This window comes from Enterobacter sp. V89_11 (assembly GCF_029967775.1).
In the GTDB taxonomy this organism is placed as follows: domain Bacteria; phylum Pseudomonadota; class Gammaproteobacteria; order Enterobacterales; family Enterobacteriaceae; genus Enterobacter; species Enterobacter ludwigii.
Window position 1 is genome coordinate 114,828 of the sequence record NZ_JASCAN010000016.1, and the last position, 24,430, is coordinate 139,257.

The window sequence follows — 24,430 nt, forward strand, 5'->3', positions numbered from 1 at the left end:
GGACCCGGTAATGGCAAATCACAGCCGTGCAGGCCAACCTGCACAACAAAGCGATTTGATTAACGTCGCTCAGCTGACCGCGCAGTATTACGTGCTGAAACCGGTCGTGGGCAACGCAGAACACGCAGTGAAGTTTGGTACATCTGGCCACCGCGGTAGCGCGGCGCGCCATAGCTTTAACGAACCGCACATTCTGGCTATTGCTCAGGCCATCGCGGAAGAGCGCGCTAAAAACGGCGTTACCGGTCCGTGCTATGTGGGAAAAGATACCCATGCTCTGTCTGAACCGGCGTTCATTTCCGTGCTGGAAGTGCTGACGGCGAATGGCGTTGACGTCATTGTTCAGGAAAATAACGGCTTCACGCCGACCCCTGCGGTCTCTAACGCGATCCTTGTCCACAACAAAAAAGGCGGCGCGCTGGCTGACGGGATTGTGATCACCCCATCACACAACCCGCCGGAAGACGGTGGGATCAAATACAACCCGCCTAACGGTGGACCGGCAGACACGAACGTCACGAAAGTGGTTGAAGATCGTGCCAATGCACTGCTGGCGGATGGCCTGAATGGGGTGAAACGCCTCTCTCTGGATGCAGCCATGGCGTCCGGCCATGTGAAAGAGCAGGATCTGGTGCAGCCATTTGTGGAAGGTCTGGCGGATATCGTCGATATGGCGGCCATCCAGAAAGCCGGTCTGAAGCTGGGCGTTGACCCTCTCGGCGGCTCCGGTATCGAATACTGGAAACGCATCGCAGAGCATTACAAGCTGAACCTGACCATCGTTAACGATCATGTTGATCAGACCTTCCGCTTTATGCACCTGGATAAAGACGGCGCAATCCGTATGGACTGCTCTTCCGAGTGCGCGATGGCGGGCCTGCTGGCGCTGCGTGATAAATTTGACCTGGCGTTTGCCAACGACCCGGATTATGACCGCCACGGTATTGTCACCCCGGCAGGGCTGATGAACCCGAACCATTATCTTGCGGTTGCCATCAACTACCTGTTCCAGCATCGTCCACAGTGGGGCAAAGAGGTGGCTGTAGGTAAAACGCTGGTCTCCTCGGCGATGATTGACCGCGTGGTTGAGGCGCTGGGCCGTAAGCTGGTGGAAGTACCGGTAGGCTTCAAATGGTTTGTTGACGGTCTGCACGACGGCAGCTTCGGTTTTGGCGGTGAAGAGAGCGCGGGCGCATCCTTCCTGCGTTTCGACGGCACGCCATGGTCTACCGATAAAGACGGGATCATCATGTGCCTGCTGGCGGCGGAAATCACCGCTGTCACCGGTAAAAATCCGCAGGAACACTATAACGAGCTGGCGGCACGCTTTGGCGCGCCAAGCTATAACCGTATTCAGGCTGGCGCGACCTCCGCGCAGAAAGCAGCGCTGTCTAAACTCTCTCCGGAGATGGTCAGTGCCAGCACGCTGGCCGGTGACCCTATCACGGCCCGTCTGACGGCGGCCCCGGGTAACGGTGCCTCTATCGGTGGTCTGAAAGTGATGACCGAAAACGGCTGGTTTGCCGCGCGTCCATCCGGTACGGAAGATGCGTACAAAATCTATTGTGAAAGCTTCCTCGGCGACGAACACCGTAAGCTGATTGAGAAAGAAGCGGTAGAGATTGTCAGCGAAGTGCTGAAAAACGCGTAAATCGCGGTGGGCTGATGCCCTCATGATGCAGTCAAAACGGCAACCCCAGGGTTGCCGTTTTGCTTTTGCATTAACTGTGTTTATTTTTCAATTCAAACCGTGGTGATACCAGACCGTACAGCGTCCAGCCCATAAAGGTCACCATCGCACCATATAGCATGGCTTCCTGGCCGGAAGAGTAGAGCGCATAGAAGCTGTAAATTGCCCCATTCAGCGCCACAATATTCGCCACCCTCGCTTTGCCTGCGTCCACCTTCGCCACCTTCTGAATGATGACCAGCGCCGCCATCGACAGAATATACGGAATGATATTGGTCACTACCGCCAGGTTGACCAGCACGTTGAACTGGCTGTTCAGCGACGGGCTGATGGTCATCAAAGATAACCCACTCTGGAAGATAACAATCGCCAGCATGCCCTGAACCGGTGCCTCTGCTTTGCTGACCCGGGAGAAGATTTTCGGGAAATACCCTTCGTCAGCGGATGATTTAAAGACCTGAGCAATGGTGAACTGCCAGCCGAGGAGCGAGCCGCAGCAGGACATCACCATCAGCCCCATGATCACTTTCCCGACACCCGGCGTAAACATCTGCGCAAAGGCCAGACCGAACGGTGCCGTCGAACTGGCAAGATCCATGTTCGGTACAATCCCTGCAATCACGTTGGTTGAGACAATGTAAATGGCTGCTGCGCCCAGCGTACCGCCAAGCACGGCAATCGGTACGTTCTTCTCCGGGTTTTCCACCACTTCGGCGTTAGCACACGCAGATTCCAGCCCCAGGAAGGCCCACAGCGTCATGGCGATGGAAGAGCCCACTGCGGTGAAGAACGGAACATGGTGTGGGTTCCAGGAGTTGACGTACAGCGTGGGGCTAAACCAGAACCAGCCGATGATGCACAGCCCAACCACCGGGATAATGACCCCCCAGACGGTAATACTGCTGATCTGTCCGGTAATGCGCGCGCCGCCAAAGTTTGCCACGGTGCAGATCCACAGCACGCCGATGGTGGCCAGCCCGATTTGCACCGGGGTCAGCGCCACACCGAATAGCTCCGTACCGTAACCCACGGCGGAAATGGCAATCGCCACGTTAGCGATCAGCAAAGAGACGCCGTAGGTGTAGTTGGCCATGAAGTTACCAGATTTGCCAAAGGCATATTCAGCGTAGCCGCCCATCCCGCCGGGCTTGCGGCTGAACATACCGCACTTGGCGAATGCCCAGGCCAGTGCCATTGACCCCACGGCGGTCACCATCCAGGAGATAATCGAAATGGTTCCTACTTCCGCAAGCTTGGTGGGCAACATGATGATCCCGGACCCCATCATGTTTACCATGGTGAGAATGGTCAGCTGCACCACGCCCATTTTATTGGACTTGCTCATATTTTTTCTCCTTTCAGCAGCGATGGCTGAGCGGCAGCGTGTTTGATGACGTTACAACGAACCTGCTTACGACCGTCACACTCCTCAACGTAAACGCCCTGCAGTTCTGGCGCGAAGCCCGGTAAAAGGTTGATACCCTCTTCCAGCGCAGCAAAGTAGCGCAGCACGGAACCGCCCCAGACTTCACCCGGCACAACGCACAACACCCCCGGTGGATAAGGAAGGGCACCTTCGGCGGCAATGCGACCTTCCGCATCGCGCAGTGAGACCAGCTCGACCTCACCCCGCAGGTAGGCATAGTTCGCCTCTTGCGGGTTCATCATGACGCGCGGGAAGTGAGACTTGCGGAACATCTCTTTTTGCAGCTGCTTCACGTTGTGGCGGGCGTACAGCTCATGCATTTCCTGGCAAATCTGGCGCAGGGTGTAATCTGCATAGCGCTCCGGATACTGTTTACAGACAGAAGGCAGCACCTCTTTGAGGGGGGCATCCGTCTCGAGCAGTTTTTCGAAGCGCACCAGTTGCGCGACCAGTTGCTGCAGTTTGCCCATATCCTCGGCAGGCGTGAGCAGGAACAGGATGGAGTTGAGATCGCATTTTTCCGGCACGATGCCGTTTTCACGCAGGAAGTTGGCGAGAATAGTGGCGGGGACGCCGAAATCCTCGTATTCACCGGTCCGGGCGTTAATACCCGGCGTGGTCAGCAGCAGTTTGCACGGATCGATAAAATACTGATGTTCGGCATAGCCTTCGAAGGCGTGCCAGTGTTCACCGGGCACGAAGTGGAAGAAGCGCAGGTCCGTGGCAATCTCAGCGGTGTCCCAGCTTTCCCACGGACGGCCATCAACCAGTTCCGGCACGAACGGGCGAAGATACTGGCAGTTCTGCAGGATCAGCTTACGGGCTTCGATACCGGTCACCACGCAGTCCATCCACATGTTGCGGCCGCTCTGTCCCTCATGCATGCGGGCGTTGATATCCAGTGCAGCAAACAGCGGATAGAACGGGCTGGTGGACGCGTGCATCATGAAGGCATTATTCAGCCGCTTATGCGGAACATAGCGCTGCTGGCCTTTGATGTGGCTGTCCTTCTTGTGGATTTGCGAGGTCTGTGAGAAACCGGCCTGCTGTTTATGGACTGACTGGGTGACCAGGATCCCTGGATCGTTTTCATTCAGCTCCAGCAGCAGCGGAGAGCAATCGGCCATCATCGGTATAAACTGCTCGTAACCCACCCAGGCAGAGTCAAACAGGATGTAGTCGCACAGATGGCCGATGTTATCCACGACCTGGCGAGCGTTATAGATGGTGCCATCGTAGGTACCCAGCTGAATCACCGCCAGGCGGAACGGACGCGCGTCGCGGGCACGGCCCGGCGCCACTTCGGACACCAGCTCACGCAGATAATTCTCCTCGAAGCAGTGGGCGTCGATGCCGCCAATAAAGCCGTACGGGTTACGTGCGGTTTCCAGATAGACCGGCGTTGCGCCCGCCTGAAGAAGTGCTCCATGGTGGTTGGATTTATGGTTGTTGCGATCGAACAGGACCAGGTCGCCCGGAGTGAGAAGGGCGTTGAGCACCACTTTGTTGGACGATGAGGTTCCGTTCAGCACGAAGTAGGTTTTATCGGCATTAAAGACTTTGGCCGCATGTTGCTGCGCAATGCAGGGTGCCCCTTCGTGGATCAGCAGATCGCCCATCGCCACGTCGGCGTTGCACAGGTCTGAGCGGAAAAGGGTTTCGCCAAAGAAATCGACAAACTGATTGCCGGCAGGGTGACGGCGGAAGAATTGCCCGCCCTGGTGACCCGGACAGTCGAAGGCGCTGTTACCCTGTTTGACATAGTCGACCAGAGCCCGGAAAAACGGCGGACGCAGTTGGGTTTCATACTTCTGCGCGGCCGCTTCCAGTTGGCGTCCATGGAAGTCGTTGCTGGTGTCTGATGCTTCGAATACGCCGTGGATCCGCGATAAATACTCTGCCGGGATAATTTCTTCTTTATGCGTCGCGACAAAAACAGGAATGCCAAATCCGGTTGCTTCTATTTCTTCTATACGACCAGTGAAAATATCGCTGACGGCCAGAACAATGGCGGCAACATCAATATAATCCGTGGCGTTGATATCCACCAGTTCACGGTGAGTGGTAAAGCAATCAGGGCAGGCGCGGCTGGCTGCAATTTTTAAACTTTTCATCTTTCTCTCTTTATTTTAGGTAATAACAGTCCCTCGATTTCTTGCAGAAAAGAAATCGATAATATGCCGGAAAACAGCAAACGGAGGCCGCTGATTAAAAAATCAGTAATGCGTTTTTTGCTGAATAGAATTCAGTCCGCCCGGTCGCGGATGAGCCTGAATTAAGATGAATGAGCGCACGGGTTCACAGGCAAAGGCCTGTAAAATAGGGTGTTTCAGGATAACCTGTAAGCGGGTGCGCCAGAAGTCGAAGGACTACCGGGCATTAAAGATATGAAAGTCAAAACAGTTTCGGTGGGCAAACATCATGATATGAGTTGTCCGCCTTATATGGGGCATTAAACGATTATTGTTTTCCATGTTTCATTTCCTTTCAGTAATTGAAAGCATGGACATTTTATCCTGGAAAAAGCGATTAACTGTGAAACAGATCACCGTTAACCGATCAAATCAGAAATAAATATTCGCTTTTGATGAATATCGCAGATCAAAATGCTGATATGTTGATGTTGCGTTAACGGATTGTGTTATGAATGTGCTGAATGGACATAAATACACCAAAAAATAACTCTGATATTATTTTTGCGCGTATTTTATAGGAGGGTAGGTGTTTATTTAAAAATAAAATGAATAGTTATTCAAAGCATGAACCGATAACCGATACCGGTTTCAGTTAATAAATGACGAGGACGCGCGGGGTCAACTTCCAGTTTTTGTCGAAGGTGTCCCATATATATGCGCAAATAGTGACTATGTTCCACGGCGTTTGGCCCCCACACCTGACTCAACAGCTGGCGCTGGGTGAGTACCTTACCGTGATTATTGAGCAAAACGGCGAGTAGCCGAAACTCGATGGGGGTGAGATGGATTTCCTCTTCACCGCGAACAATGCGCCGTGCTGCCAGATCAACCCGAATATCACCAAACGTGTATGTTGGGTCGGCAGGGGTGGTGGCGCTGTGACGACGCAGCGCGACACGAAGGCGAGCCTGCAGTTCGCCAATACCAAAAGGCTTAATCAGATAGTCATCCGCTCCGGCATCCAGCGCCGCGATTTTATCCGACTCTTCGGTACGGGCTGACAGCACCAGAATGGGCATCTGACTCCACTGTCGAACCTCACGAATAAAATCGATGCCGTCGCCATCCGGCAGGCCGAGATCGAGGATCACCAGATCAGGTTTGCGCGTGGCCGCTTCAATCAAACCCCGCTGGAGCGTGCCGGCGTCATGAACGCGCAGGCCATCGCCTTCCAGCGCAGCACGCAGAAACCGGCTAATGGCGATCTCATCTTCAACAATCAGAACGTTGATCACAAATCCTCTGGTAATTCATTAAGTTCTGGCGGGGCTTCCAGAGGAAGTTTAACACAAAAACGTGCGCCGCCTTCCGGGCGATTCTCCGCCGAAATGGTACCGCCATGAACGTCAATAATCGCCTGGCAAATCGCCAGACCCAGACCCACGCCGGGAATGGCCGACTCTTTATTACCGCGGGCAAATTTCTCGAAAATAGCGAACTCCTGTCCGGCAGGGATACCCGGCCCGGTATCCCAGACGTCAAGCCGTAGCGTGTGATCTTCCACTGTGGCATCCACCCCAATCCGGGCGTTTGCTCCTGCGTATTTGCCGGCATTTTCCAGCAGATTGATCAGCACGCGTTCAAACAGCGGGCCATCAACGTGAATTAACGTCAGCGGTTCGGGCATGTTCAGCGCAATATGGCGCCCACCGAGGCCTGGCTCCAGCATTTTCAGGGCGCTACCCACCACCTCTTCGAGCGTGAGCCACTCTTTTTTGAGGTTAAATCCGCCCGACTGAATACGCGCCATATCAAGCAGATTATTTACCAGGCGTGTGGTGTTCAGCACATGCTGGCGGATCTCGCTGGCCTGCAACGCATGTTTCGAGCCTTCCGCTGCCAAATCCAGCGTCAAAATTTCTGACTGGCCAAACAGCACGGTGAGTGGGGTGCGAAGGTCGTGGGAGAGGGCGGCCAGCAATGAGTTACGAATGCTCTCGCGCTCGCTTGCCAGACGGGCCTGTTCTTCGCTGGCGGTAAGCGCCAGCCGTTCCAGTGCGCTTGCCACCAGCAGGGTAAATGTCTCCAGCAATCGCTGCTGTTCGGGGATCATCAGCTGGCGCAGATTCGAAGGTTCAACGATCACCAGCCCCTGATTTTTATCGGCACTGCGCAGCGGCAGAATTTGATACGGTACGCCGGGCAGGGTGTCCGTCCCTGCACCCGCAGGGAGTCCTTTATCAAAGCTCCAGCGCGCAATGGCTTCATCCCAGGGCGTCATGCCTGAGGCCGAGGTCAGCGGGCGCAGTTTCCCGTGTTCGTCCGGGAGTAAAATCAGGTTGCTGGCGTGAAAGGTCGAGCGGATAAACTGCTCGCTGGTCTGCACAATATCCAGCGGCGTACGGCCAACCGCCAGCGATTTAGACATCTCATAAAGATGCCGTGTGCGCTGTTCGCGGTAGCGCGCGATACGGGCCTGATAGCGCACACCCGCCGTCAGATTACCGATCACCAGCCCAACGGTAAGCATCACGGCAAAGGTGAGAATGTACTGCACATCCGAAACGGCGAGCGTTCCGCGGGGCGCGATAAAGAACAGATCGAAGCTGATGACGTTGATGAACGTCGCCAGTACTGAGGGCCAGCGCCCGTAAAAGAGCGCCACCACGACCACGCCGAGCAGGTAGATCATCACCAGATTGGCCGCATCGAAGGCAATCAGCCAGTGGCTGGCAATCACGGTGATCAGCGCGCAGAGCACGACGGCGACAAGACAGCCGCGGATCTGAATTCGCCATTTATCATTAAAAGTGCGGCTGTCCGGTGCGCGGTTGGGTAAAGGGGTGGGTTTGTCATCCAGTGCGACAATTACCAGATCGAGGTCGGGAGCACGCCGGGCCAGTTTGTCAGCAAAGGATTCGCGGCTAAACCAGCGACGATGCTGACGACGGCCAATGACAATTTTCCCGAGGTTGTGCTCACGCGCGTAGCGCAGAATGGCTTTATCTTCCTGGGGATCGGAGAGGGTGGCGGTTTCTGCGCCCAGCTCCTGTGCCAGACGCAGCGAACTTAAGATCGCGCGGCGCTGGTTTTCAGGCAGCGCGTGAAGCTGCGGCGTCTCGACATAGACCGCATGCCAGACGCTGCCAAACTTGGCCGCCAGGCGCGCTGCGGTGCGGACGAGCTTTTCATTGCCGCTGCCGTGACCCACACACAGCAGAATGGCATCCCGCGTATGCCAGACGCGCTCCTGCCCTTGCAGGTCACGCCAGGCGCGCATCTGATCGTCCACGCGATCCGCCGTGCGACGCAGGGCCAGCTCGCGCAGGGCTATCAGGTTGCCTTTGCGAAAGAAATGTTCGATGGCGCGTTCGGCCTGACCTGCAATATAGACTTTTCCTTCATGCAGTCGCTGGCGCAGATCGTCTGGAGGCAGATCGACCAGCACCACTTCGTCCGCAGAGTCGAAAAAGGGATCGGGTACGGTTTCGCGAACCTGAATCCCGGTCACGCCGCTGACCACGTCGTTCAGGCTTTCGAGATGCTGAACATTTACCGTGGTGAAAACATCAATGCCTGCTTCAAGCAGCTCTTCAACGTCCTGCCAGCGTTTGGGGTGGCGCGAGCCTGAAGCATTACTGTGTGCCAGTTCGTCCATCAGGATAAGCGCGGGCCTGCGGGCGAGGGCGGCGTCGAGATCGAACTCCGTGACCAGACGCCCACGATGGCTGATACGGCGAGGCGGCTGTGTCGCCAGCCCCTTCAACAGTGCTGCCGTCTCTTTCCGGCCGTGGGTTTCCACCACGCCGATAAGAATATCGAGCCCCTGCGCCCGAAGCCGCTGGGCTTCTGTCAGCATGGCGAAGGTTTTCCCGACGCCAGCACAGGCGCCGAAGAAGATTTTCAGTTTGCCGCGATGGGCTTCAGCCGTCTGTTCGAGCAGCCTGTCCGGATCTGGGCGCATGGGCTCGTCGGTCATTTAGTTTTTCCTTAGCGCGTCCAGCGCCAGATTCAGCTCAACAATATTCACCACGGGCATGCCGATGAAGCTGACCAGCGGTTTTTGCGTATACTCTGCGACCAGCTTGCTCACCTGTTCCACCGTCAGCTGACGGGCCGCTGCGACGCGGGGGATCTGCCATGCCACCGCTTTCGGCGTCAGGCTGTAGTCCAGCCCGCTCGCAGAGGCCGTCACCAGTTCCACAGGCACCTCCCGGCTGGCCTGTGGATTTGCGGCGCGCAGGGCAGCTACACGTTCGGCAATGGCTTTATCCAGCTCCGGGTTGCTGCCGGCCAGGTTACTGCCACCGGATGCCATCGGATTATACGGGCTTTCGGCAGTGGCGGAAGGGCGTCCCTGGAAGTAACGGGCGTCGGTAAAATTCTGTCCAATCAGACGCGAACCGCGGTTTTCACCGTTTTGCACGATCAGCGAGCCGTTGGCCTGATCCTTAAACCACCACTGGCCCAGCGCGGTGGTCACCAGCGGGTAAAGCCCGCCGGTAATAAGCGACAACAGAATAAACAGAAGTATAGCGGGACGTAACATCGTCATTTGATTCACCTTTTAAACCAGCCCAAACAGCGTCAACAGCAGGTCGATAACCTTGATACCGATGAAGGGGACAATCAGCCCACCCAGCCCGTAAATCCACAGGTTGCGGCGCAGCATGGCGGCCGCGGTCAGCGGTTTATAGCTCACCCCTTTGAGCGCCAGCGGGATCAGGAAGACAATAATCAGGGCGTTAAAAATAACCGCACTGAGAATGGCTGATGCTGGCGAGTGCAGATGCATCACGTTCAGCGCATTAAGCTGCGGATAGGTGGCCGCAAACGCCGCGGGAATGATGGCAAAGTATTTTGCGACGTCGTTGGCGATACTGAACGTTGTCAGTGAACCGCGCGTCATCAGCATCTGCTTACCGATGTGCACAACTTCAATCAGCTTGGTCGGGTTCGAGTCGAGGTCGACCATGTTGCCCGCCTCTTTCGCCGCCTGGGTACCGGAGTTCATGGCCACCGCCACGTCGGCCTGCGCTAGGGCAGGGGCATCGTTGGTGCCATCACCCGTCATCGCCACCAGGCGACCTTCCGCCTGATACTGCCGAATTAATGCCAGCTTGGCTTCAGGCGTTGCCTCCGAGAGAAAATCATCCACGCCCGCTTCGGCAGCAATCGCGGCGGCGGTCAGACGGTTGTCCCCGGTGATCATCACCGTTTTGATCCCCATTTTCCGCAGCTGGGCAAAGCGCTCTTTGATCCCGCCTTTTACGATATCCTTCAGCGAAATCACCCCCAGCACATGTGCCCCTTCAGCCACCACCAGCGGCGTCGCGCCCTGACGTGCCACGCTCTCGACCAGGTTGTCCACTTCTGGTGGGAAATGACCATTGTTGGCTTCAATGTGGCGACGAATTGCGTCGACGGAGCCTTTACGGATCATGCGGTCCTGAATGTTGATGCCGCTCATTCGGGTTTGTGCCGTGAAGGGAACGAAAGTCGCATGGAGACTCTGAACGTCGCGCTGGCGCAGGTTAAAGCGCTGCTTGGCGAGGATCACGATACTGCGGCCTTCCGGCGTTTCATCGGCGAGGGAAGAGAGTTGCGCCGCATCCGCCAGCGTTTTTTCATCCACGCCGGGGGCAGGTAAGAACTCTGACGCCTGGCGGTTACCGAGGGTAATTGTCCCGGTTTTATCCAGCAGCAGAACGTCCACATCCCCTGCGGCCTCGACCGCACGTCCGCTGGTCGCGATGACGTTCGCGCCCAGCATACGGCTCATACCGGCCACACCGATGGCCGACAGCAGCCCCCCGATGGTGGTCGGGATCAGGCAGACCAGCAGCGCCACCAGAACGGTGGTGGTGACCGCGGTACCGCCGTAAGCGGAGAATGGCCACAACGTGGCGGTTGCCAGCAGAAAGACAATCGTCAGCGCCACCAGCAGGATGGTCAGGGCAATTTCGTTTGGTGTTTTACGACGCTGCGCGCCTTCCACCATGGCAATCATACGGTCAAGGAAGGTTTCACCCGGGTTGACGCTACACTGGATCACCAGCCAGTCGGAGAGAATGCGTGTCCCGCCCGTCACGGAGGCGAAATCACCCCCGGATTCACGTATGACGGGAGCGGATTCCCCGGTGATGGCACTTTCATCTACCGACGCGCCGCCTTCGATGACTTCACCGTCGCAGGGGATAATGTCCCCGGCTTCGACCAGCACCACATCACCTTTACGCAGTTCATCTGCCGGGACATGGTCCATCTGGGCACCGTATTTCGGTTCGCGTAATTTGCGCGCAAAAGCGGTCTTTTTCACCCCTTTGAGGCTATTGGCCTGCGCTTTGCTGCGGCCTTCCGCCAGCGCTTCCGCAAAGTTGGCAAACAGTACGGTGAACCACAGCCACAGGCTGATAGCGCCGGTGAACATCGCATTCCCCTGCAGATGACCCGTTCCCATGGCAATCGCCAGCGCGGTGGTGAGTAAACTCCCTATCCAGACGATAAACATCACCGGGTTGTGCCACTGCACGCGCGGGCTCAACTTTTTCACCGCATCCATGAGGGCCTGTCGAACTAACGACGGTTCGAACAGGGCCATTTGTTTACGACTCATGACAAATTCTCCGCAAAATCAGCGTAAAGAGAGGTATTCCGCGACCGGGCCTAACGCGAGGGCGGGGATAAAGGTCAGGGCGCCGACCAGCAGCACGGTACCGGCCAGCAGTCCGATAAACAGCGCGCCGTGGGTCGGCAACGTACCGCTGGTGGTCGGTTGAATTTTTTTGCTCACCAGCGACCCGGCAATCGCCAGCACCGGCACAATGACCCCGAAACGGCCCACGAACATGCAGAACGCCAGCAGACAGTTCCAGAACGGTGAGTTAGCGCTTAAGCCTGCGAAGGCACTACCGTTATTGTTAGAAGCAGAAGAGACGGCATAAAGCACTTCGCTAAAGCCGTGGATGCCAGGGTTGAAGATGCCGCTGCGTCCGGCCTCCGTCATCAGTGCCAGTGCGGTACCAGCCAGCACGAGGGCGGGGGTGACCAGAATCGCCAGCGCGGTTAACTTCATCTCACGGACATCGATTTTTTTGCCCAGATATTCCGGGGTGCGACCAATCATCAGACCCGCAATGAACACCGCCAGCAGAACAAACAGCAGCATGCCGTAAAGACCCGAGCCTACGCCGCCGAATACCACTTCACCGATCTGCATCAGCCACATCGGGATCATGCCGCCCAGTGCCGTGAAGGAGTCGTGCATAGCATTGACCGCCCCGCAGGATGCCGCCGTCGTGACCACGGCATAAAGGCTACTGGCGAGAATGCCAAAGCGGCTCTCTTTCCCTTCCATATTCATGGTGCCGTCAGCGCCCAGCGTCAGGAAATGCGGGTTACCTTGCCATTCGGCCCACATCACCAGCGCAACACAGACGACAAAGATTAGCGACATGGTCCAGAGCAGGGTGCGACCCTGACGACGATCGTTCACCACATCGCCAAAAGCAAAGCACAGCGCTGCGGGGATCAGGAAGATCGCCAGCATTTGCACTGCGTTGGTCAGTGCCGTTGGGTTTTCAAACGGATGCGATGAGTTGGCATTGAAGAAACCGCCACCATTCGTACCGAGCATCTTAATGGCTTCCTGTGAGGCCACAGGCCCCATCGGCAGAAGCTGTTTTGCCCCTTCAAGCGAGGTATAAGGGGCGTAAGGCAGCAGGTTTTGCAGCGTACCTTGCTGAATAAAGAACAGCGCGATGAGCAGAGCAATCGGAAGTAAGACCCACAGAGTAATGCGTGTGAGATCAACCCAGGCATTGCCCAGCGTACCCATATTCTGACGTGCAAACGCACGCGTCAGCGCGAAGACAACCGCGATACCGCTGGCTGCTGAGAGGAAATTTTGTACGGTTAATCCCACCATCTGGCTGAAGTAGCTCAGCGTGGTTTCGCCGGCGTAGGATTGCCAGTTGGTATTGGTGACAAAGCTGACGGCCGTATTCAGCGCAAGATGCCAGGACAAGCCCGGTAACTGTTGCGGGTTCAGCGGCAGGCTACCCTGCAACATCAGCATGACAAAGAGCGCGACCAGTCCAACGATATTCAGCAGCAGAATAGCGACCAGATACTGACGCCAGTTCATCTCCTGATCGCGTATTCCCAGTACGCGCCAGATCCCTTTTTCGATACTTCCCGTACCCGGTAAGGACACGTTGTTGATCAGCCGCGCGAGCCCCGTTCCCAGCGGTCTGGCAAGCACCAATAAGACCAGTAAAAAGCTGGCTATAAGTAAAAACGCCTGAGCAGCCATCAGAAGGCCTCCGCATTAATCAGGGCGTATACCAGATAACCCAATAACAGGAACACCAGCACGATGCCGGTAATCAGACCTGCACTCACAATCCACCTCCGAGTGACATTTGTATTTGTGTTAACGGTAGGATTTATGGCGCAAAGATTTCGCAAAAATCGGCAGGGTGGGTGTAAAAAAAGTATAAAAATGGAAAAGGCACAATTTAACTATTGGTAAGTAAATCGTTAACTTTTTTGTAACTTACTTACGGCGGAAATGTAAATATTCACTAAATGGATGAAAATAACTGGTCTGATGAGTAGTAAAATTACAAACAAAGCGGTATTATTTTAGTCAGATCACAGATTTCAAATTTTCCGGAGCATGTTTCCGGCCAACTATAGGGGAGAAAATATGGATCTTTATAAAGCGTATCCGGCTCATATCGTTTTCATGCGTCGCACTTTCGCCGTAGTGGCTGGCGTGCTGGCCCTGCCGGTGATGCTCTTCTGGAAAGACCGCGCACGTTTTTATAGCTATTTGCACCGCGTCTGGGCCAAAACCAGCGAGAAGCCGGTGTGGATGGATCAGGCCGAGAAAGCGACCTGCGATTTTTACTGATACGAAGACGACACACAGCAATAAAAAAAACCGCCTACAGCAATGTGGCGGTTTTTTTTATTCCTCAGGGTCCGCGGTCCGTTGGGCCGTTTTTGGGCTCTCGTCAGAGCGTGTGTCCACCGACTTATCACCGGTGGTGAACGGTGGAGCGGTTAGCAGCAGGGACCGCATGATGAAACGTTCTTTTTGCATTGCGTTCATTATCGCCAGCGTACTCGTGGTAAGACGTGATGAACCGACACTGTTTATTGCTTTTACCATGATGGCGCAGGACACGTAGCGTTAAGGCCGCCCCGGGCGGCCTTTTTTATTTCATCGCGTCTACACTTCATGGCAAAGTAGATAAAAGCCAGCCGCATTTTCTCTTTAGTGGCATGGCCTTACGGACATAATGGATAATTGCCAGGAGTTTTATGCCCACCCATCTGGTTTGGTTTCGCGCGGACCTGCGCGTACATGACAATCTCGCCCTTGCGGCTGCCTGCCGCTCCCCGGAAGCCCGCGTGCTGGCGGTGTTTATCGCCACCCCCGGGCAGTGGCAGCAGCATGCTATGGCACCACGCCAGGCGGCTTACCTCAGCTCACATCTGAATGGCTTGCAGTGTTCGCTTGCCGAAAAAGGGATCCCGCTCATTTATAAAGAGGTCAGTGACTTCTCCGCGCAATGCCAGGCTGTGAAGGCAATCTGTGAGCAGTACGATGTCACCCACCTTTTTTACAACTATCAGTACGAATTCAATGAACGTCAGCGGGATCGTCAGCTGGAGAAAATCCTGCAGGATGTAGAGTGTCAGGGTTTTGATGACAGCGTCATGCTGCCGCCGGGCAGTGTCATGACCGGCAACCACGAGATGTATAAAGTCTTTACGCCGTTTAAAAATGCCTTCATTAAAAGACTGAAGGAGGCACTGCCGGAATGCGTGGCTGCACCTAACGTGAGGGGAGACGCCATAACGGAGATACCCGAGCGGGAGTTTGACTATCCGCAACAGGCGTTTGATGAGACTCTGTTCCCGGCTACCGAAAAAAACGCTATCGCGAAGCTGCGCCAGTTTTGTAAAGCGGGCGCAGGCGATTACGACGCGCGCAGGGATTTTCCCGCGACAGAGGGCACCAGCCGTTTATCGGCCTGTCTGGCGCTGGGCGTGCTCTCTCCGCGCCAGTGTCTGCATCGTCTTCTGGCGGAACAACCGCAGGCACTGGACGGGGGGCCCGGCTCCGTCTGGCTTAACGAACTTATCTGGCGCGAATTTTATCGCCATTTGATGACGTATCACCCTGATTTATGTAAGCATCGTCCGTTTATACCCTGGACTGATAACGTAAAATGGCAACACAACGAGAGCCACTTACAGGCCTGGCAGAAAGGCGAAACGGGCTTCCCGATTGTTGATGCCGCGATGCGCCAGCTCAATGAAACCGGATGGATGCACAATCGGCTGCGAATGATTACCGCCAGCTTCCTGGTGAAGGATCTGCTTATCGACTGGCGTGTCGGGGAGCGGTATTTTATTTCTCAGCTGATCGATGGCGATCTGGCGGCGAATAACGGCGGCTGGCAGTGGGCGGCGTCCACTGGAACCGACGCCGCGCCCTATTTCCGTATTTTTAATCCTGCCACGCAGGGACAAAAATTTGATGCAGACGGCGAGTTTATCCGCCGCTGGTTGCCCGCGCTGAGCAATGTCCCTGCAAAAGCGATCCACGACCCGTGGGCATGGGCGGATAAACAGGGTGTGAAGCTCGATTATCCCCGTCCGATTGTTGACCATAAACAGGCGCGTGTCGCCACGCTGGCGGCGTACGAGGCCGCTCGCAAAGCTTAAGAGAGTGATGATGAAAAACAGCGAACTGGAAAGCCTGATTAACGAAAAACTGAACAGCGCCTCCTTCAGCGATTACGGCCCGAACGGCCTCCAGGTTGAAGGACGCGAAACGGTGCAGAAAATTGTCACTGGCGTGACGGCAAGCCAGGCGCTGCTGGACGAAGCCGTCCGTCAGGAAGCGGATGCCGTTATTGTCCATCACGGTTATTTCTGGAAAAACGAAGCACCGATCATTCGCGGTATGAAGCGAAACCGCCTGAAAACGCTGCTGGCAAATGATATCAACCTGTACGGTTACCATCTGCCGCTGGATGCGCACCCGGAGCTGGGCAATAACGTACAGCTCGCGCAGCTGTTGGGGATTACCGTCATGGGTGAAATTGAGCCGCTGGTGCCCTGGGGAGAGCTGGCCATGCCGGTGCCCGGCCTGGAGCTGGCCTCATGGATTGAAGCGCGTCTGGGACGCCGTCCGCTCTGGTGCGGTGACACCGGTCCGGATACGGTGAAGCGGGTTGCCTGGTGTACTGGTGGTGGTCAGGGCTTTATTGACAGCGCGGCACGCTTTGGTGTCGACGCCTTCATCACTGGAGAAGTGTCCGAGCAGACCGTCCATTCGGCGCGTGAACAAGGTCTGCATTTTTACGCGGCAGGTCACCATGCCACCGAGCGTGGCGGAATTCGCGCCCTCAGTGAATGGCTGACCGAAAATACCGATCTGGATGTCACGTTTATTGATATCCCTAACCCGGCCTGATGAGAGGTATCTGAGTGCAGCGAGCGCGTTGTTATCTTCTGGGGGAAACGGCAGTGGTTCTGGAGCTGGAACCGCCAGTGACCCTTGCCACGCAAAAGCGTATCTGGCGGCTAACGCAGCGCCTGGCCGATGTGCCTGAAGTGGTTGAAGCGATTCCGGGTATGAATAACATCACCGTGGTGCTGCGTAATCCGCATACGCTGGCGCTGGATGCTATTGAACGTTTGCAGCGCTGGTGGGAAGAGAGCGAGGCGCTGGAGCCGGATTCCCGGACAATTGAGATCCCGGTGGTGTATGGCGGCGAGCATGGACCCGATCTTGGCGTAGTGGCGGAACACTGCGGATTAACGGAAAAGCAGGTGGTTGAATTGCACGCCTGCGTTGATTACGTGGTCTGGTTCTTAGGTTTCCAGCCGGGCTTCCCCTATCTGGGGGGGCTCTCACCGCAATTGCATACGCCGCGTCGCGCCGAACCCCGCCTGAGCGTGCCGGCGGGCACGGTGGCTATCGGTGGTGAACAGACCGGCATTTATCCTCTGACGTCACCGGGGGGCTGGCAGCTTATCGGGCATACGTCCAGGCCGTTATTTGAACCAGGGCAGGAGGTTCCCATACTCCTTCGTCCCGGCGATACCCTGCGCTTTATCCCGCAGAAGGAGGGGGTATGTTAACGCTGATTCGCGCCGGGCTTTACACGTCCGTACAGGATGCCGGCCGCTTTGGCATGCGTCAGTCGGGCGTGAGCTACTGTGGTGCGCTGGACAGGCCTGCGCTGGAGATTGCTAACGTGCTGGTGGGCAACCCTGGCAGCACGGCGGCACTCGAAATTACGCTTGGCCAGTGTGTGATTGAATTCGGCGAGGAGACCTGGTTTGCCTTAACCGGGGCCGCTTGTGACGCCGAGCTGGATGGCAAAGCGGTCTGGACAGGCTGGCGGCTGCGGGCGAAAGCCGGGCAGCGTCTGACCCTTAAACGTCCTGTGCACGGTGTGCGAAGCTATCTTGCGGTCGCAGGAGGGATTGATGTGCCAGAGGTTCTGGGTTCATCCAGTACCGATCAGAAAGCCGGCATTGGCGGTCATGAAGGGCGCCTGCTGCGTGACGGCGATCGTCTGGCGATTAAACCCTCAACGCGCCACTTCTCGACGGCCCAGGGGGTAAAACAGCTGTTATGGACCAACCAGATCCGTGCCTTACCGGGGCCGGAATATCAGGAGTTCAATGAAGTCGCTCAGGAGACGTTCTGGCGTTCGCCGTGGAAGATCAGCCCCCAAAGTAACCGTATGGGATACCGCCTGCAGGGGCAGCCATTGACCCGTACGACAGATCGGGAATTGCTCTCACACGGTTTATTACCTGGTGTCATTCAGGTACCGGGTAACGGTCAGCCGATCGTGCTGATGAACGATGCGCAAACAACGGGGGGATACCCGCGTATTGCCTGCATCATTGAAGCAGATCGCTACCATCTGGCGCAAATTCCTCTCGGACAGCCGATTCATTTTGTGCAATGTTCGCTGGAGGAGGCGCTGAAGGCACGCCAGGATCAGCAGCGTTATCTGGAACAACTGGCATGGAGGCTCGATGGCAAAGATTGATTTAAACGCCGATCTGGGTGAGGGCGGAAGTGCCGATGCTGAACTGATGACGCTGGTCTCTTCGGTCAATATTGCCTGCGGGTTTCACGCGGGTGACGCGCAAACCATGCTGGTCAGCGTGCGTAATGCGATTAAGCACGGCGTGGCGATAGGGGCACATCCCAGTTTTCCTGACAGGGATAATTTTGGCCGCACGGCAATGGATCTCCCTCCTGAGACGGTGTATGCCCAGACGCTCTATCAAACGGGCGCGCTGGAGGCGATTGTGCGTTCCCAGCAGGGCGTGCTGCGCCATGTGAAACCCCACGGCATGCTCTACAATCAGGCGGCCAAAGATCCGGCTCTCGCGGATGCTATTGCCCGCGCGGTGCGGGACTGCAACCCGCAGCTCATCCTGGTGGGGCTGGCGGGGAGCGAGCTTATTCGTGCGGGACAGCGGCTGGGGTTAACCACCCGTCAGGAAGTTTTTGCTGACAGAGGGTACCAGCCGGACGGCAGCCTGGTTCCCCGTTCACTGCCCGGTGCGCTTATTACCGATGAATCACAGGCGCTGGCGCAAACGCTGGCGATGGTATGTGAGGGCTCGGTAAAGGCAATTGATGGTTCAACGGCCAGAGTCCAGGCGGATACGGTGTGTTTACACGGCGATGGTGAGCATGCGCTGCAGTTTGCACGCCGCTTACGGACGGCCTTTGCGGAGCAGGGTATTCTCGTGAGTGCATGACATAACGATAAGGACAGAAAAATGCCTGAAGGCCCGGAGATCCGCCGTGCAGCGGATAGCCTCGAGGCGGCGATAAAGGGCAAACTGCTGACGGATGTCTGGTTTGCTTTTCCTCAACTGAAACCGTTTGAAGCCCAGCTGGTGGGGCAGACGGTGACACACATTGAAACACGCGGCAAAGCGCTGCTTACGCATTTCTCCCATAACCTGACGTTATATAGCCATAATCAGCTGTACGGCGTTTGGCGCGTGGTGAAGGCAAACGAGCAGCCGCAAACTACCCGCGTGCTGCGCGTCAGGCTACAGACGGCAGACAACGCGATTCTGCTCTACAGCGCATCCGATATCGAAATGTTAACGCCAGAGCAGCTGCTCACTCATCCGTTCCTGCAGCGCGTCGGGCCGGATGTGCTGGATATGAGCCTGACCCCGGGCGAGGTGAAAACCCGTCTGGTGTCACCTCGGTTTCGTAACCGACAGTTTTCCGGACTGTTGCTCGATCAGGCGTTTCTGGCTGGATTAGGAAATTACCTGCGGGTGGAAATCCTCTGGGAAGTGGGCCTGGCGGCGCAGCATAAGGCATCGCAACTCAGTGATGAACAGCTGGAGGCGTTATCCCACGCACTGCTGGATATCCCGCGCCTGTCGTACAACACGCGTGGCGTGGTGGATGACAACAAGCACCATGGGGCATTGTTCCGCTTTAAGGTGTTTCATCGTGAAGGGAAGGCGTGTGAGCGGTGCGGCGGGATAATTGCGAAAACCACGCTGTCGTCGAGACCGTTTTACTGGTGTCCGCACTGCCAGAAGTAAAATGAAAACGGTAACCCAGGGGGTCACCGTTTTTAATGTCTTCACTCTCTCGGAGTAAGAGAGGGATGGGGTGAGGACATCAGGCCACACCCCGTTAACATCAGCGTTTGATGTCAGACTTAAAATCACGCTGCTCGTAGCCAGTATACAGCTGACGAGGACGGGCGATTTTCATGCCTTCGCTGTGCATTTCGTTCCAGTGCGCAATCCAGCCAACGGTACGTGCCATGGCGAAGATCACGGTGAACATGGAAGACGGAATGCCCATCGCTTTCAGAATAATGCCAGAGTAGAAATCGACGTTCGGGTAGAGTTTCTTCTCGATGAAGTACGGGTCGTTCAGCGCGATGTGCTCAAGCTCCATCGCCACTTCCAGCAGGTCGTCTTTTGTACCCAGCTCTTTCAGCACTTCGTGGCATGTTTCACGCATAACGGTAGCGCGTGGGTCGTAGTTTTTGTACACACGGTGACCGAAGCCCATCAGACGGAAGGAGTCATTCTTGTCTTTCGCGCGACGCACGAATTCAGGAATGTGCTCAACGGAACTGATCTCTTCCAGCATCTTCAGTGCCGCTTCGTTCGCGCCGCCGTGCGCCGGTCCCCACAGGGAGGCGATACCCGCAGCGATACAGGCGAACGGGTTCGCGCCTGAAGAGCCTGCGGTACGGACGGTGGAGGTGGAGGCGTTCTGTTCGTGGTCGGCGTGCAGGATCAGAATACGGTCCATCGCACGTTCCAGTACCGGGTTCACTTCGTACTCTTCACACGGTGTGGAGAACATCATGCGCAGGAAGTTACCGGCGTAGGAGAGGTCGTTACGTGGATAAACAAACGGCTGGCCGATGGAGTATTTGTAACACATCGCTGCCATTGTCGGCATTTTGGACAGCAGGCGGAACGCCGCGATATCACGGTGACGTGGATTATTCACGTCCAGCGAGTCGTGGTAGAACGCTGCCAGCGCACCGGTAATACCGCACATCACCGCCATTGGGTGAGAATCACGACGGAAAGCATGGAACAGACGGGTAATCTGCTCATGAATCATGGTGTGACGGGTCACGGTGGTTTTGAATTCATCGTATTGTGCCTGCGTCGGTTTTTCGCCGTTCAGCAGGATGTAGCACACTTCCAGATAGTTGGATTCGGTGGCTAACTGATCGATGGGGAAGCCGCGATGGAGCAGGATACCTTCGTCACCATCAATGAAGGTGATTTTGGATTCGCAAGATGCGGTAGAGGTAAATCCAGGGTCGAAGGTGAATACACCTTTAGAACCCAGCGTACGGATATCAATAACATCCTGACCGAGCGTGCCTTTTAGCACATCCAGTTCAACAGCAGTGTCACCATTTAGGGTGAGCGTTGCCTTTGTATCAGCCATTTACGGTCTCCTTAGCGCCTTATTGCTTAAGACTGCCAATTACCGGATTTGCATTCTGCTGATTTCTCACCGTTACCAGTTTGTTATTTGGCTTACCGCTCAGCTCACGAGGAGAAACCAGGGTACAGAGCTATGGCGCCTTGCAGGTAAAAACATGAAAAATCAGTGAAACAACAGCAAATCAGTGTCTTCGCAGTCCGAATTATTCAAACCTGTATATCACTAATAACTGTCCTGATAACTTCGGTCAATACCATCACACTGTTACATAACTATTTGTCAGGTGAAAGTGAGACCTCATAACTTTTGCGCATTATATGCCTTTTCTGATGACGTTTGTAACAATATTGTTTAACATTTGTCAAATCAGATGATTAAAAATTAAAAAGATGTTGTTATCGTGACCCTGATCACTGTTCCAGAGAAAACCCGACAAACTGTATGTAGGTTAATTGTAATGATTTTGTGAACGGCCTATACTGCCGCCAGGTCTCCGGAACACCCTGCAATCCCGAGCCACCCAGCGTTGTAACGTGTCGTTTTAGCATTTGGAAGCAATGTTTTGCATGACGCGCAGTTATAGAAAAGGAACGCTGTCTGACCCGCATCGCAGTCCGGAGGAAGGAAACAATAAGAACAGCATGTGGGCGTTATTCATGATAAGAAATGTGAAAAAACAAAGACCTGTCAATCTGGATCTCAAAACGATCCGGTTCCCTGTAACAGCAATAGCGTCCATTCTGCACCGCGTTTCTGGTGTGATTACGTTTGTGGCGGTCGGCATTCTGCTGTGGTTACTGGGTACCAGCCTCTCTTCTCCTGAAGGATTCCTCCAGGCCTCTGCCATCATGAACAGCTTCTTCGTGAAATTTATCATGTGGGGCATTCTGACTGCGCTGGCGTACCACGTTGTCGTGGGCATTCGTCATATGCTGATGGACTTTGGCTACCTGGAAGAGACTTTCGAAGCCGGTAAACGCTCCGCTAATATTTCATTTGTATTGACTGTCGTGCTTTCACTTCTCGCAGGAGTTCTCGTATGGTAAGCAACGCCTCCGCATTAGGACGCAACGGCGTACATGACTTCATTCTGGTCCGTGCTACCGCCATCGTTCTCACCCTTTATATCATCTATATGATTGGTTTCTTCGCGACCAGCGGCACGCTGACGTGGGAAATCTGGAGTGGGTTCTTCGGATCTGCCTTCACCAAAGTGTTCACCCTGCTGGCTCTGTTCTCCATCCTTATTCATGCCTGGATTGGTATGTGGCAGGTGTTGACCGATTACGTTAAACCACTGGCGATTCGCCTTCCTCTGCAGCTGGTCATTGTCGTTGCACTGGTGGTTTACGTTATTTATGGATTCGTTGTGGTGTGGGGTGTGTAATGAAACTGCCAGTCAGAGAATTTGATGCTGTTGTGATTGGTGCTGGTGGCGCAGGTATGCGTGCAGCACTGCAAATTTCCCAGAGCGGCCAGACCTGTGCGCTGCTCTCTAAAGTCTTCCCGACCCGTTCCCACACTGTCTCCGCGCAGGGCGGTATTACCGTTGCGCTGGGCAATTCCCATGAAGATAACTGGGAATGGCACATGTATGACACGGTCAAAGGTTCCGACTACATCGGCGACCAGGATGCTATCGAATATATGTGTAAGACTGGCCCGGAAGCGATTCTGGAGCTGGACCACATGGGTCTGCCGTTCTCCCGTCTGGAAAATGGCACCATTTATCAGCGTCCGTTTGGCGGCCAGTCGAAAAACTTCGGCGGCGAGCAGGCGGCACGTACCGCAGCTGCGGCTGACCGTACCGGTCACGCACTGCTGCACACGCTGTATCAACAGAACCTGAAAAACCACACGACTATTTTCTCCGAGTGGTATGCGCTGGATCTGGTGAAAAACGCCGATGGCGCCGTTGTGGGTTGTACTGCCCTGTGTATTGAAACCGGTGAAGTGGTCTACTTCAAAGCGCGTGCTACCGTGCTGGCGACCGGCGGTGCAGGCCGTATTTATCAATCTACCACCAACGCCCACATCAACACCGGTGACGGCGTAGGTATGGCTATCCGCGCCGGCGTACCGGTGCAGGATATGGAAATGTGGCAGTTCCACCCAACCGGCATCGCCGGTGCCGGCGTGCTGGTAACAGAAGGCTGCCGTGGTGAAGGGGGTTACCTGCTGAACAAACACGGCGAGCGCTTCATGGAGCGTTATGCCCCGAATGCGAAAGACCTGGCGGGTCGTGACGTGGTGGCGCGTTCCATCATGATCGAAATCCGTGAAGGCCGCGGCTGTGACGGCCCATGGGGTCCACACGCGAAGCTGAAACTCGACCATCTGGGTAAAGAGGTTCTGGAATCACGTCTGCCAGGCATTCTGGAGCTGTCTCGTACCTTCGCGCACGTCGATCCAGTGAAAGAGCCCATCCCGGTAATCCCAACCTGTCACTACATGATGGGCGGTATTCCGACCAAAGTGACCGGCCAGGCGCTGACCGTGAACGAGCAGGGTGAAGACGTTGTTATCCCGGGCCTGTTTGCCGTCGGTGAAATTGCCTGCGTATCCGTACACGGTGCAAACCGTCTGGGCGGGAACTCCCTGCTTGACCTGGTGGTATTTGGTCGTGCGGTAGGTCTGCATCTGCAAGAGTCTATTGCCGAGCAGGGTGCGCTGCGTGATGCCACCGACGATGAAATTGATGCGTCGCTTGAGCGTCTGAACCGCTGGAACGGCAACCGTAATGGTGAAGATCCGGTGGAAATCCGCAAAGCGCTGCAGGAATGTATGCAGCACAACTTCTCGGTATTCCGTGAAGGGGATGCGATGGCCAAAGGTCTTGAGCAGCTGAAAGCGATCCGCGAGCGTCTGAAAAATGCCCGTCTGGACGACACGTCCAGCGAGTTCAATACCCAGCGCGTTGAGTGTCTGGAGCTGGATAACCTGATGGAAACGGCGTTCGCTACCGCGATGTCGGCAAACTTCCGTACCGAGAGCCGTGGCGCGCATAGCCGCTTCGACTTCCCGGATCGTGACGATGAAAACTGGCTGTGCCATTCCCTGTATCTGCCAGAGTCGGAATCCATGACGCGTCGTAGCGTCAATATGGAACCGAAACTGCGTCCGGCGTTCCCGCCGAAGATTCGTACTTACTAATGCGGAGACAG

General features: G+C 55.6%; 21 protein-coding genes. 11 read left to right on the plus strand and 10 right to left on the minus strand.

Annotated features, from left to right (window positions below; translation table 11 throughout):
* Positions 1-10 precede the first annotated feature (10 nt).
* Complete coding sequence (pgm, locus tag QLG09_RS14125; RefSeq protein WP_041162495.1) at positions 11-1,651, plus strand: phosphoglucomutase (alpha-D-glucose-1,6-bisphosphate-dependent); 1,641 nt, start codon at positions 11-13, stop codon at positions 1,649-1,651.
* A gap of 70 nt (positions 1,652-1,721) precedes the next feature.
* Here pgm and potE read toward each other — a convergent pair whose 3' ends face one another.
* The 9 genes from potE to kdpF form a co-directional block, all read right to left on the minus strand.
* Entirely contained in the window at positions 1,722-3,035 is a 1,314-nt protein-coding gene (potE, locus tag QLG09_RS14130) for a putrescine-ornithine antiporter (RefSeq protein WP_282488998.1), read from the minus strand.
* Entirely contained in the window at positions 3,032-5,230 is a 2,199-nt protein-coding gene (speF, locus tag QLG09_RS14135; protein ID WP_044866355.1) for an ornithine decarboxylase SpeF, read from the minus strand. Before speF ends, potE begins: the two co-directional genes overlap by 4 nt.
* Before the next feature lie 255 nt (positions 5,231-5,485).
* Entirely contained in the window at positions 5,486-5,590 is a 105-nt protein-coding gene (gene speFL, locus QLG09_RS14140; protein ID WP_106503839.1) for a leader peptide SpeFL, read from the minus strand.
* Positions 5,591-5,868: 278 nt separating this feature from the next.
* A complete protein-coding gene (kdpE, locus tag QLG09_RS14145; protein WP_014169154.1) occupies positions 5,869-6,546 on the minus strand; it encodes a two-component system response regulator KdpE in 678 nt (225 codons plus the stop codon).
* A complete protein-coding gene (gene kdpD, locus QLG09_RS14150; protein ID WP_014169155.1) occupies positions 6,543-9,230 on the minus strand; it encodes a two-component system sensor histidine kinase KdpD in 2,688 nt (895 codons plus the stop codon). The genes kdpE and kdpD overlap by 4 nt, the downstream gene beginning before the upstream one ends.
* Positions 9,231-9,806 (minus strand): potassium-transporting ATPase subunit KdpC, encoded by a 576-nt coding sequence (gene kdpC, locus QLG09_RS14155; RefSeq protein WP_282488999.1) that lies wholly within the window; start codon positions 9,804-9,806, stop codon positions 9,231-9,233.
* 12 nt (positions 9,807-9,818) lie between these two features.
* Positions 9,819-11,867 (minus strand): potassium-transporting ATPase subunit KdpB, encoded by a 2,049-nt coding sequence (kdpB, locus tag QLG09_RS14160; RefSeq protein ID WP_014169157.1) that lies wholly within the window; start codon positions 11,865-11,867, stop codon positions 9,819-9,821.
* 18 nt (positions 11,868-11,885) lie between these two features.
* Positions 11,886-13,565, minus strand: a complete 1,680-nt coding sequence (gene kdpA / locus QLG09_RS14165; RefSeq protein WP_020884973.1) for a potassium-transporting ATPase subunit KdpA — start codon at positions 13,563-13,565, stop codon at positions 11,886-11,888.
* Positions 13,565-13,654, minus strand: a complete 90-nt coding sequence (kdpF, locus tag QLG09_RS14170; protein ID WP_015386886.1) for a K(+)-transporting ATPase subunit F — start codon at positions 13,652-13,654, stop codon at positions 13,565-13,567. Before kdpF ends, kdpA begins: the two co-directional genes overlap by 1 nt.
* A 307-nt stretch (positions 13,655-13,961) precedes the next feature.
* Here kdpF and QLG09_RS14175 point away from each other — a divergent pair, with 307 nt between their 5' ends.
* The 7 genes from QLG09_RS14175 (at position 13,962) to nei (ending at position 19,882) form a co-directional block, all read left to right on the plus strand.
* Complete coding sequence (locus QLG09_RS14175) at positions 13,962-14,168, plus strand: YbfA family protein (RefSeq protein ID WP_014883027.1); 207 nt, start codon at positions 13,962-13,964, stop codon at positions 14,166-14,168.
* Between the two features lie 413 nt (positions 14,169-14,581).
* Entirely contained in the window at positions 14,582-15,994 is a 1,413-nt protein-coding gene (gene phrB / locus QLG09_RS14180) for a deoxyribodipyrimidine photo-lyase (RefSeq protein WP_113656839.1), read from the plus strand.
* Between the two features lie 10 nt (positions 15,995-16,004).
* Positions 16,005-16,748, plus strand: a complete 744-nt coding sequence (locus QLG09_RS14185) for a type 2 GTP cyclohydrolase I (RefSeq protein WP_086532787.1) — start codon at positions 16,005-16,007, stop codon at positions 16,746-16,748.
* Between the two features lie 14 nt (positions 16,749-16,762).
* Positions 16,763-17,419: a 5-oxoprolinase subunit PxpB gene (gene pxpB / locus QLG09_RS14190; protein ID WP_014169163.1), complete on the plus strand. Its 657-nt coding sequence runs from the start codon at positions 16,763-16,765 to the stop codon at positions 17,417-17,419.
* A complete protein-coding gene (gene pxpC, locus QLG09_RS14195; RefSeq protein WP_025204656.1) occupies positions 17,413-18,345 on the plus strand; it encodes a 5-oxoprolinase subunit PxpC in 933 nt (310 codons plus the stop codon). The genes pxpB and pxpC overlap by 7 nt, the downstream gene beginning before the upstream one ends.
* On the plus strand, positions 18,332-19,069 hold the full coding sequence (pxpA, locus tag QLG09_RS14200) for a 5-oxoprolinase subunit PxpA (protein ID WP_044857125.1): 738 nt from the start codon (positions 18,332-18,334) through the stop codon (positions 19,067-19,069). The genes pxpC and pxpA overlap by 14 nt, the downstream gene beginning before the upstream one ends.
* 21 nt (positions 19,070-19,090) lie before the next feature.
* A complete protein-coding gene (nei, locus tag QLG09_RS14205) occupies positions 19,091-19,882 on the plus strand; it encodes an endonuclease VIII (RefSeq protein ID WP_252068265.1) in 792 nt (263 codons plus the stop codon).
* Between the two features lie 100 nt (positions 19,883-19,982).
* Here nei and QLG09_RS14210 read toward each other — a convergent pair whose 3' ends face one another.
* Positions 19,983-21,266 carry a citrate synthase gene (locus QLG09_RS14210; RefSeq protein ID WP_014169167.1) on the minus strand — a complete coding sequence of 428 codons (1,284 nt, stop codon included), beginning with the start codon at positions 21,264-21,266 and terminating at the stop codon, positions 19,983-19,985.
* 641 nt (positions 21,267-21,907) lie between these two features.
* Between QLG09_RS14210 and sdhC the strand changes: the two genes are divergently transcribed.
* From sdhC to sdhA, 3 genes are read left to right on the plus strand one after another with little or no spacing between them, the layout of a single operon-like run.
* Positions 21,908-22,312: a succinate dehydrogenase cytochrome b556 subunit gene (sdhC, locus tag QLG09_RS14215; protein WP_025204654.1), complete on the plus strand. Its 405-nt coding sequence runs from the start codon at positions 21,908-21,910 to the stop codon at positions 22,310-22,312.
* On the plus strand, positions 22,306-22,653 hold the full coding sequence (gene sdhD / locus QLG09_RS14220; RefSeq protein ID WP_010428702.1) for a succinate dehydrogenase membrane anchor subunit: 348 nt from the start codon (positions 22,306-22,308) through the stop codon (positions 22,651-22,653). The genes sdhC and sdhD overlap by 7 nt, the downstream gene beginning before the upstream one ends.
* Positions 22,653-24,419 carry a succinate dehydrogenase flavoprotein subunit gene (gene sdhA, locus QLG09_RS14225; protein WP_014883036.1) on the plus strand — a complete coding sequence of 589 codons (1,767 nt, stop codon included), beginning with the start codon at positions 22,653-22,655 and terminating at the stop codon, positions 24,417-24,419. Before sdhD ends, sdhA begins: the two co-directional genes overlap by 1 nt.
* Positions 24,420-24,430: the final 11 nt, after the last annotated feature.

Bases quoted from the DNA above. Each gene is read 5' to 3' on its own strand.
- pxpC (WP_025204656.1), top strand. From the start codon at position 17,413: ATGTTAACGCTGATTCGCGCCGGGCTTTACACGTCCGTACAGGATGCC.
- kdpB (WP_014169157.1), bottom strand. From the start codon at position 11,867: ATGAGTCGTAAACAAATGGCCCTGTTCGAACCGTCGTTAGTTCGACAG.
- QLG09_RS14185 (WP_086532787.1), top strand. From the start codon at position 16,005: ATGAAAAACAGCGAACTGGAAAGCCTGATTAACGAAAAACTGAACAGC.
- kdpC (WP_282488999.1), bottom strand. From the start codon at position 9,806: ATGACGATGTTACGTCCCGCTATACTTCTGTTTATTCTGTTGTCGCTT.
- sdhA (WP_014883036.1), top strand. From the start codon at position 22,653: ATGAAACTGCCAGTCAGAGAATTTGATGCTGTTGTGATTGGTGCTGGT.
- pxpA (WP_044857125.1), top strand. From the start codon at position 18,332: ATGGCAAAGATTGATTTAAACGCCGATCTGGGTGAGGGCGGAAGTGCC.
- pgm (WP_041162495.1), top strand. From the start codon at position 11: ATGGCAAATCACAGCCGTGCAGGCCAACCTGCACAACAAAGCGATTTG.
- sdhD (WP_010428702.1), top strand. From the start codon at position 22,306: ATGGTAAGCAACGCCTCCGCATTAGGACGCAACGGCGTACATGACTTC.
- speF (WP_044866355.1), bottom strand. From the start codon at position 5,230: ATGAAAAGTTTAAAAATTGCAGCCAGCCGCGCCTGCCCTGATTGCTTT.
- nei (WP_252068265.1), top strand. From the start codon at position 19,091: ATGCCTGAAGGCCCGGAGATCCGCCGTGCAGCGGATAGCCTCGAGGCG.
- QLG09_RS14210 (WP_014169167.1), bottom strand. From the start codon at position 21,266: ATGGCTGATACAAAGGCAACGCTCACCCTAAATGGTGACACTGCTGTT.
- speFL (WP_106503839.1), bottom strand. From the start codon at position 5,590: ATGGAAAACAATAATCGTTTAATGCCCCATATAAGGCGGACAACTCAT.
- QLG09_RS14175 (WP_014883027.1), top strand. From the start codon at position 13,962: ATGGATCTTTATAAAGCGTATCCGGCTCATATCGTTTTCATGCGTCGC.
- sdhC (WP_025204654.1), top strand. From the start codon at position 21,908: ATGTGGGCGTTATTCATGATAAGAAATGTGAAAAAACAAAGACCTGTC.
- kdpD (WP_014169155.1), bottom strand. From the start codon at position 9,230: ATGACCGACGAGCCCATGCGCCCAGATCCGGACAGGCTGCTCGAACAG.
- kdpA (WP_020884973.1), bottom strand. From the start codon at position 13,565: ATGGCTGCTCAGGCGTTTTTACTTATAGCCAGCTTTTTACTGGTCTTA.
- phrB (WP_113656839.1), top strand. From the start codon at position 14,582: ATGCCCACCCATCTGGTTTGGTTTCGCGCGGACCTGCGCGTACATGAC.
- potE (WP_282488998.1), bottom strand. From the start codon at position 3,035: ATGAGCAAGTCCAATAAAATGGGCGTGGTGCAGCTGACCATTCTCACC.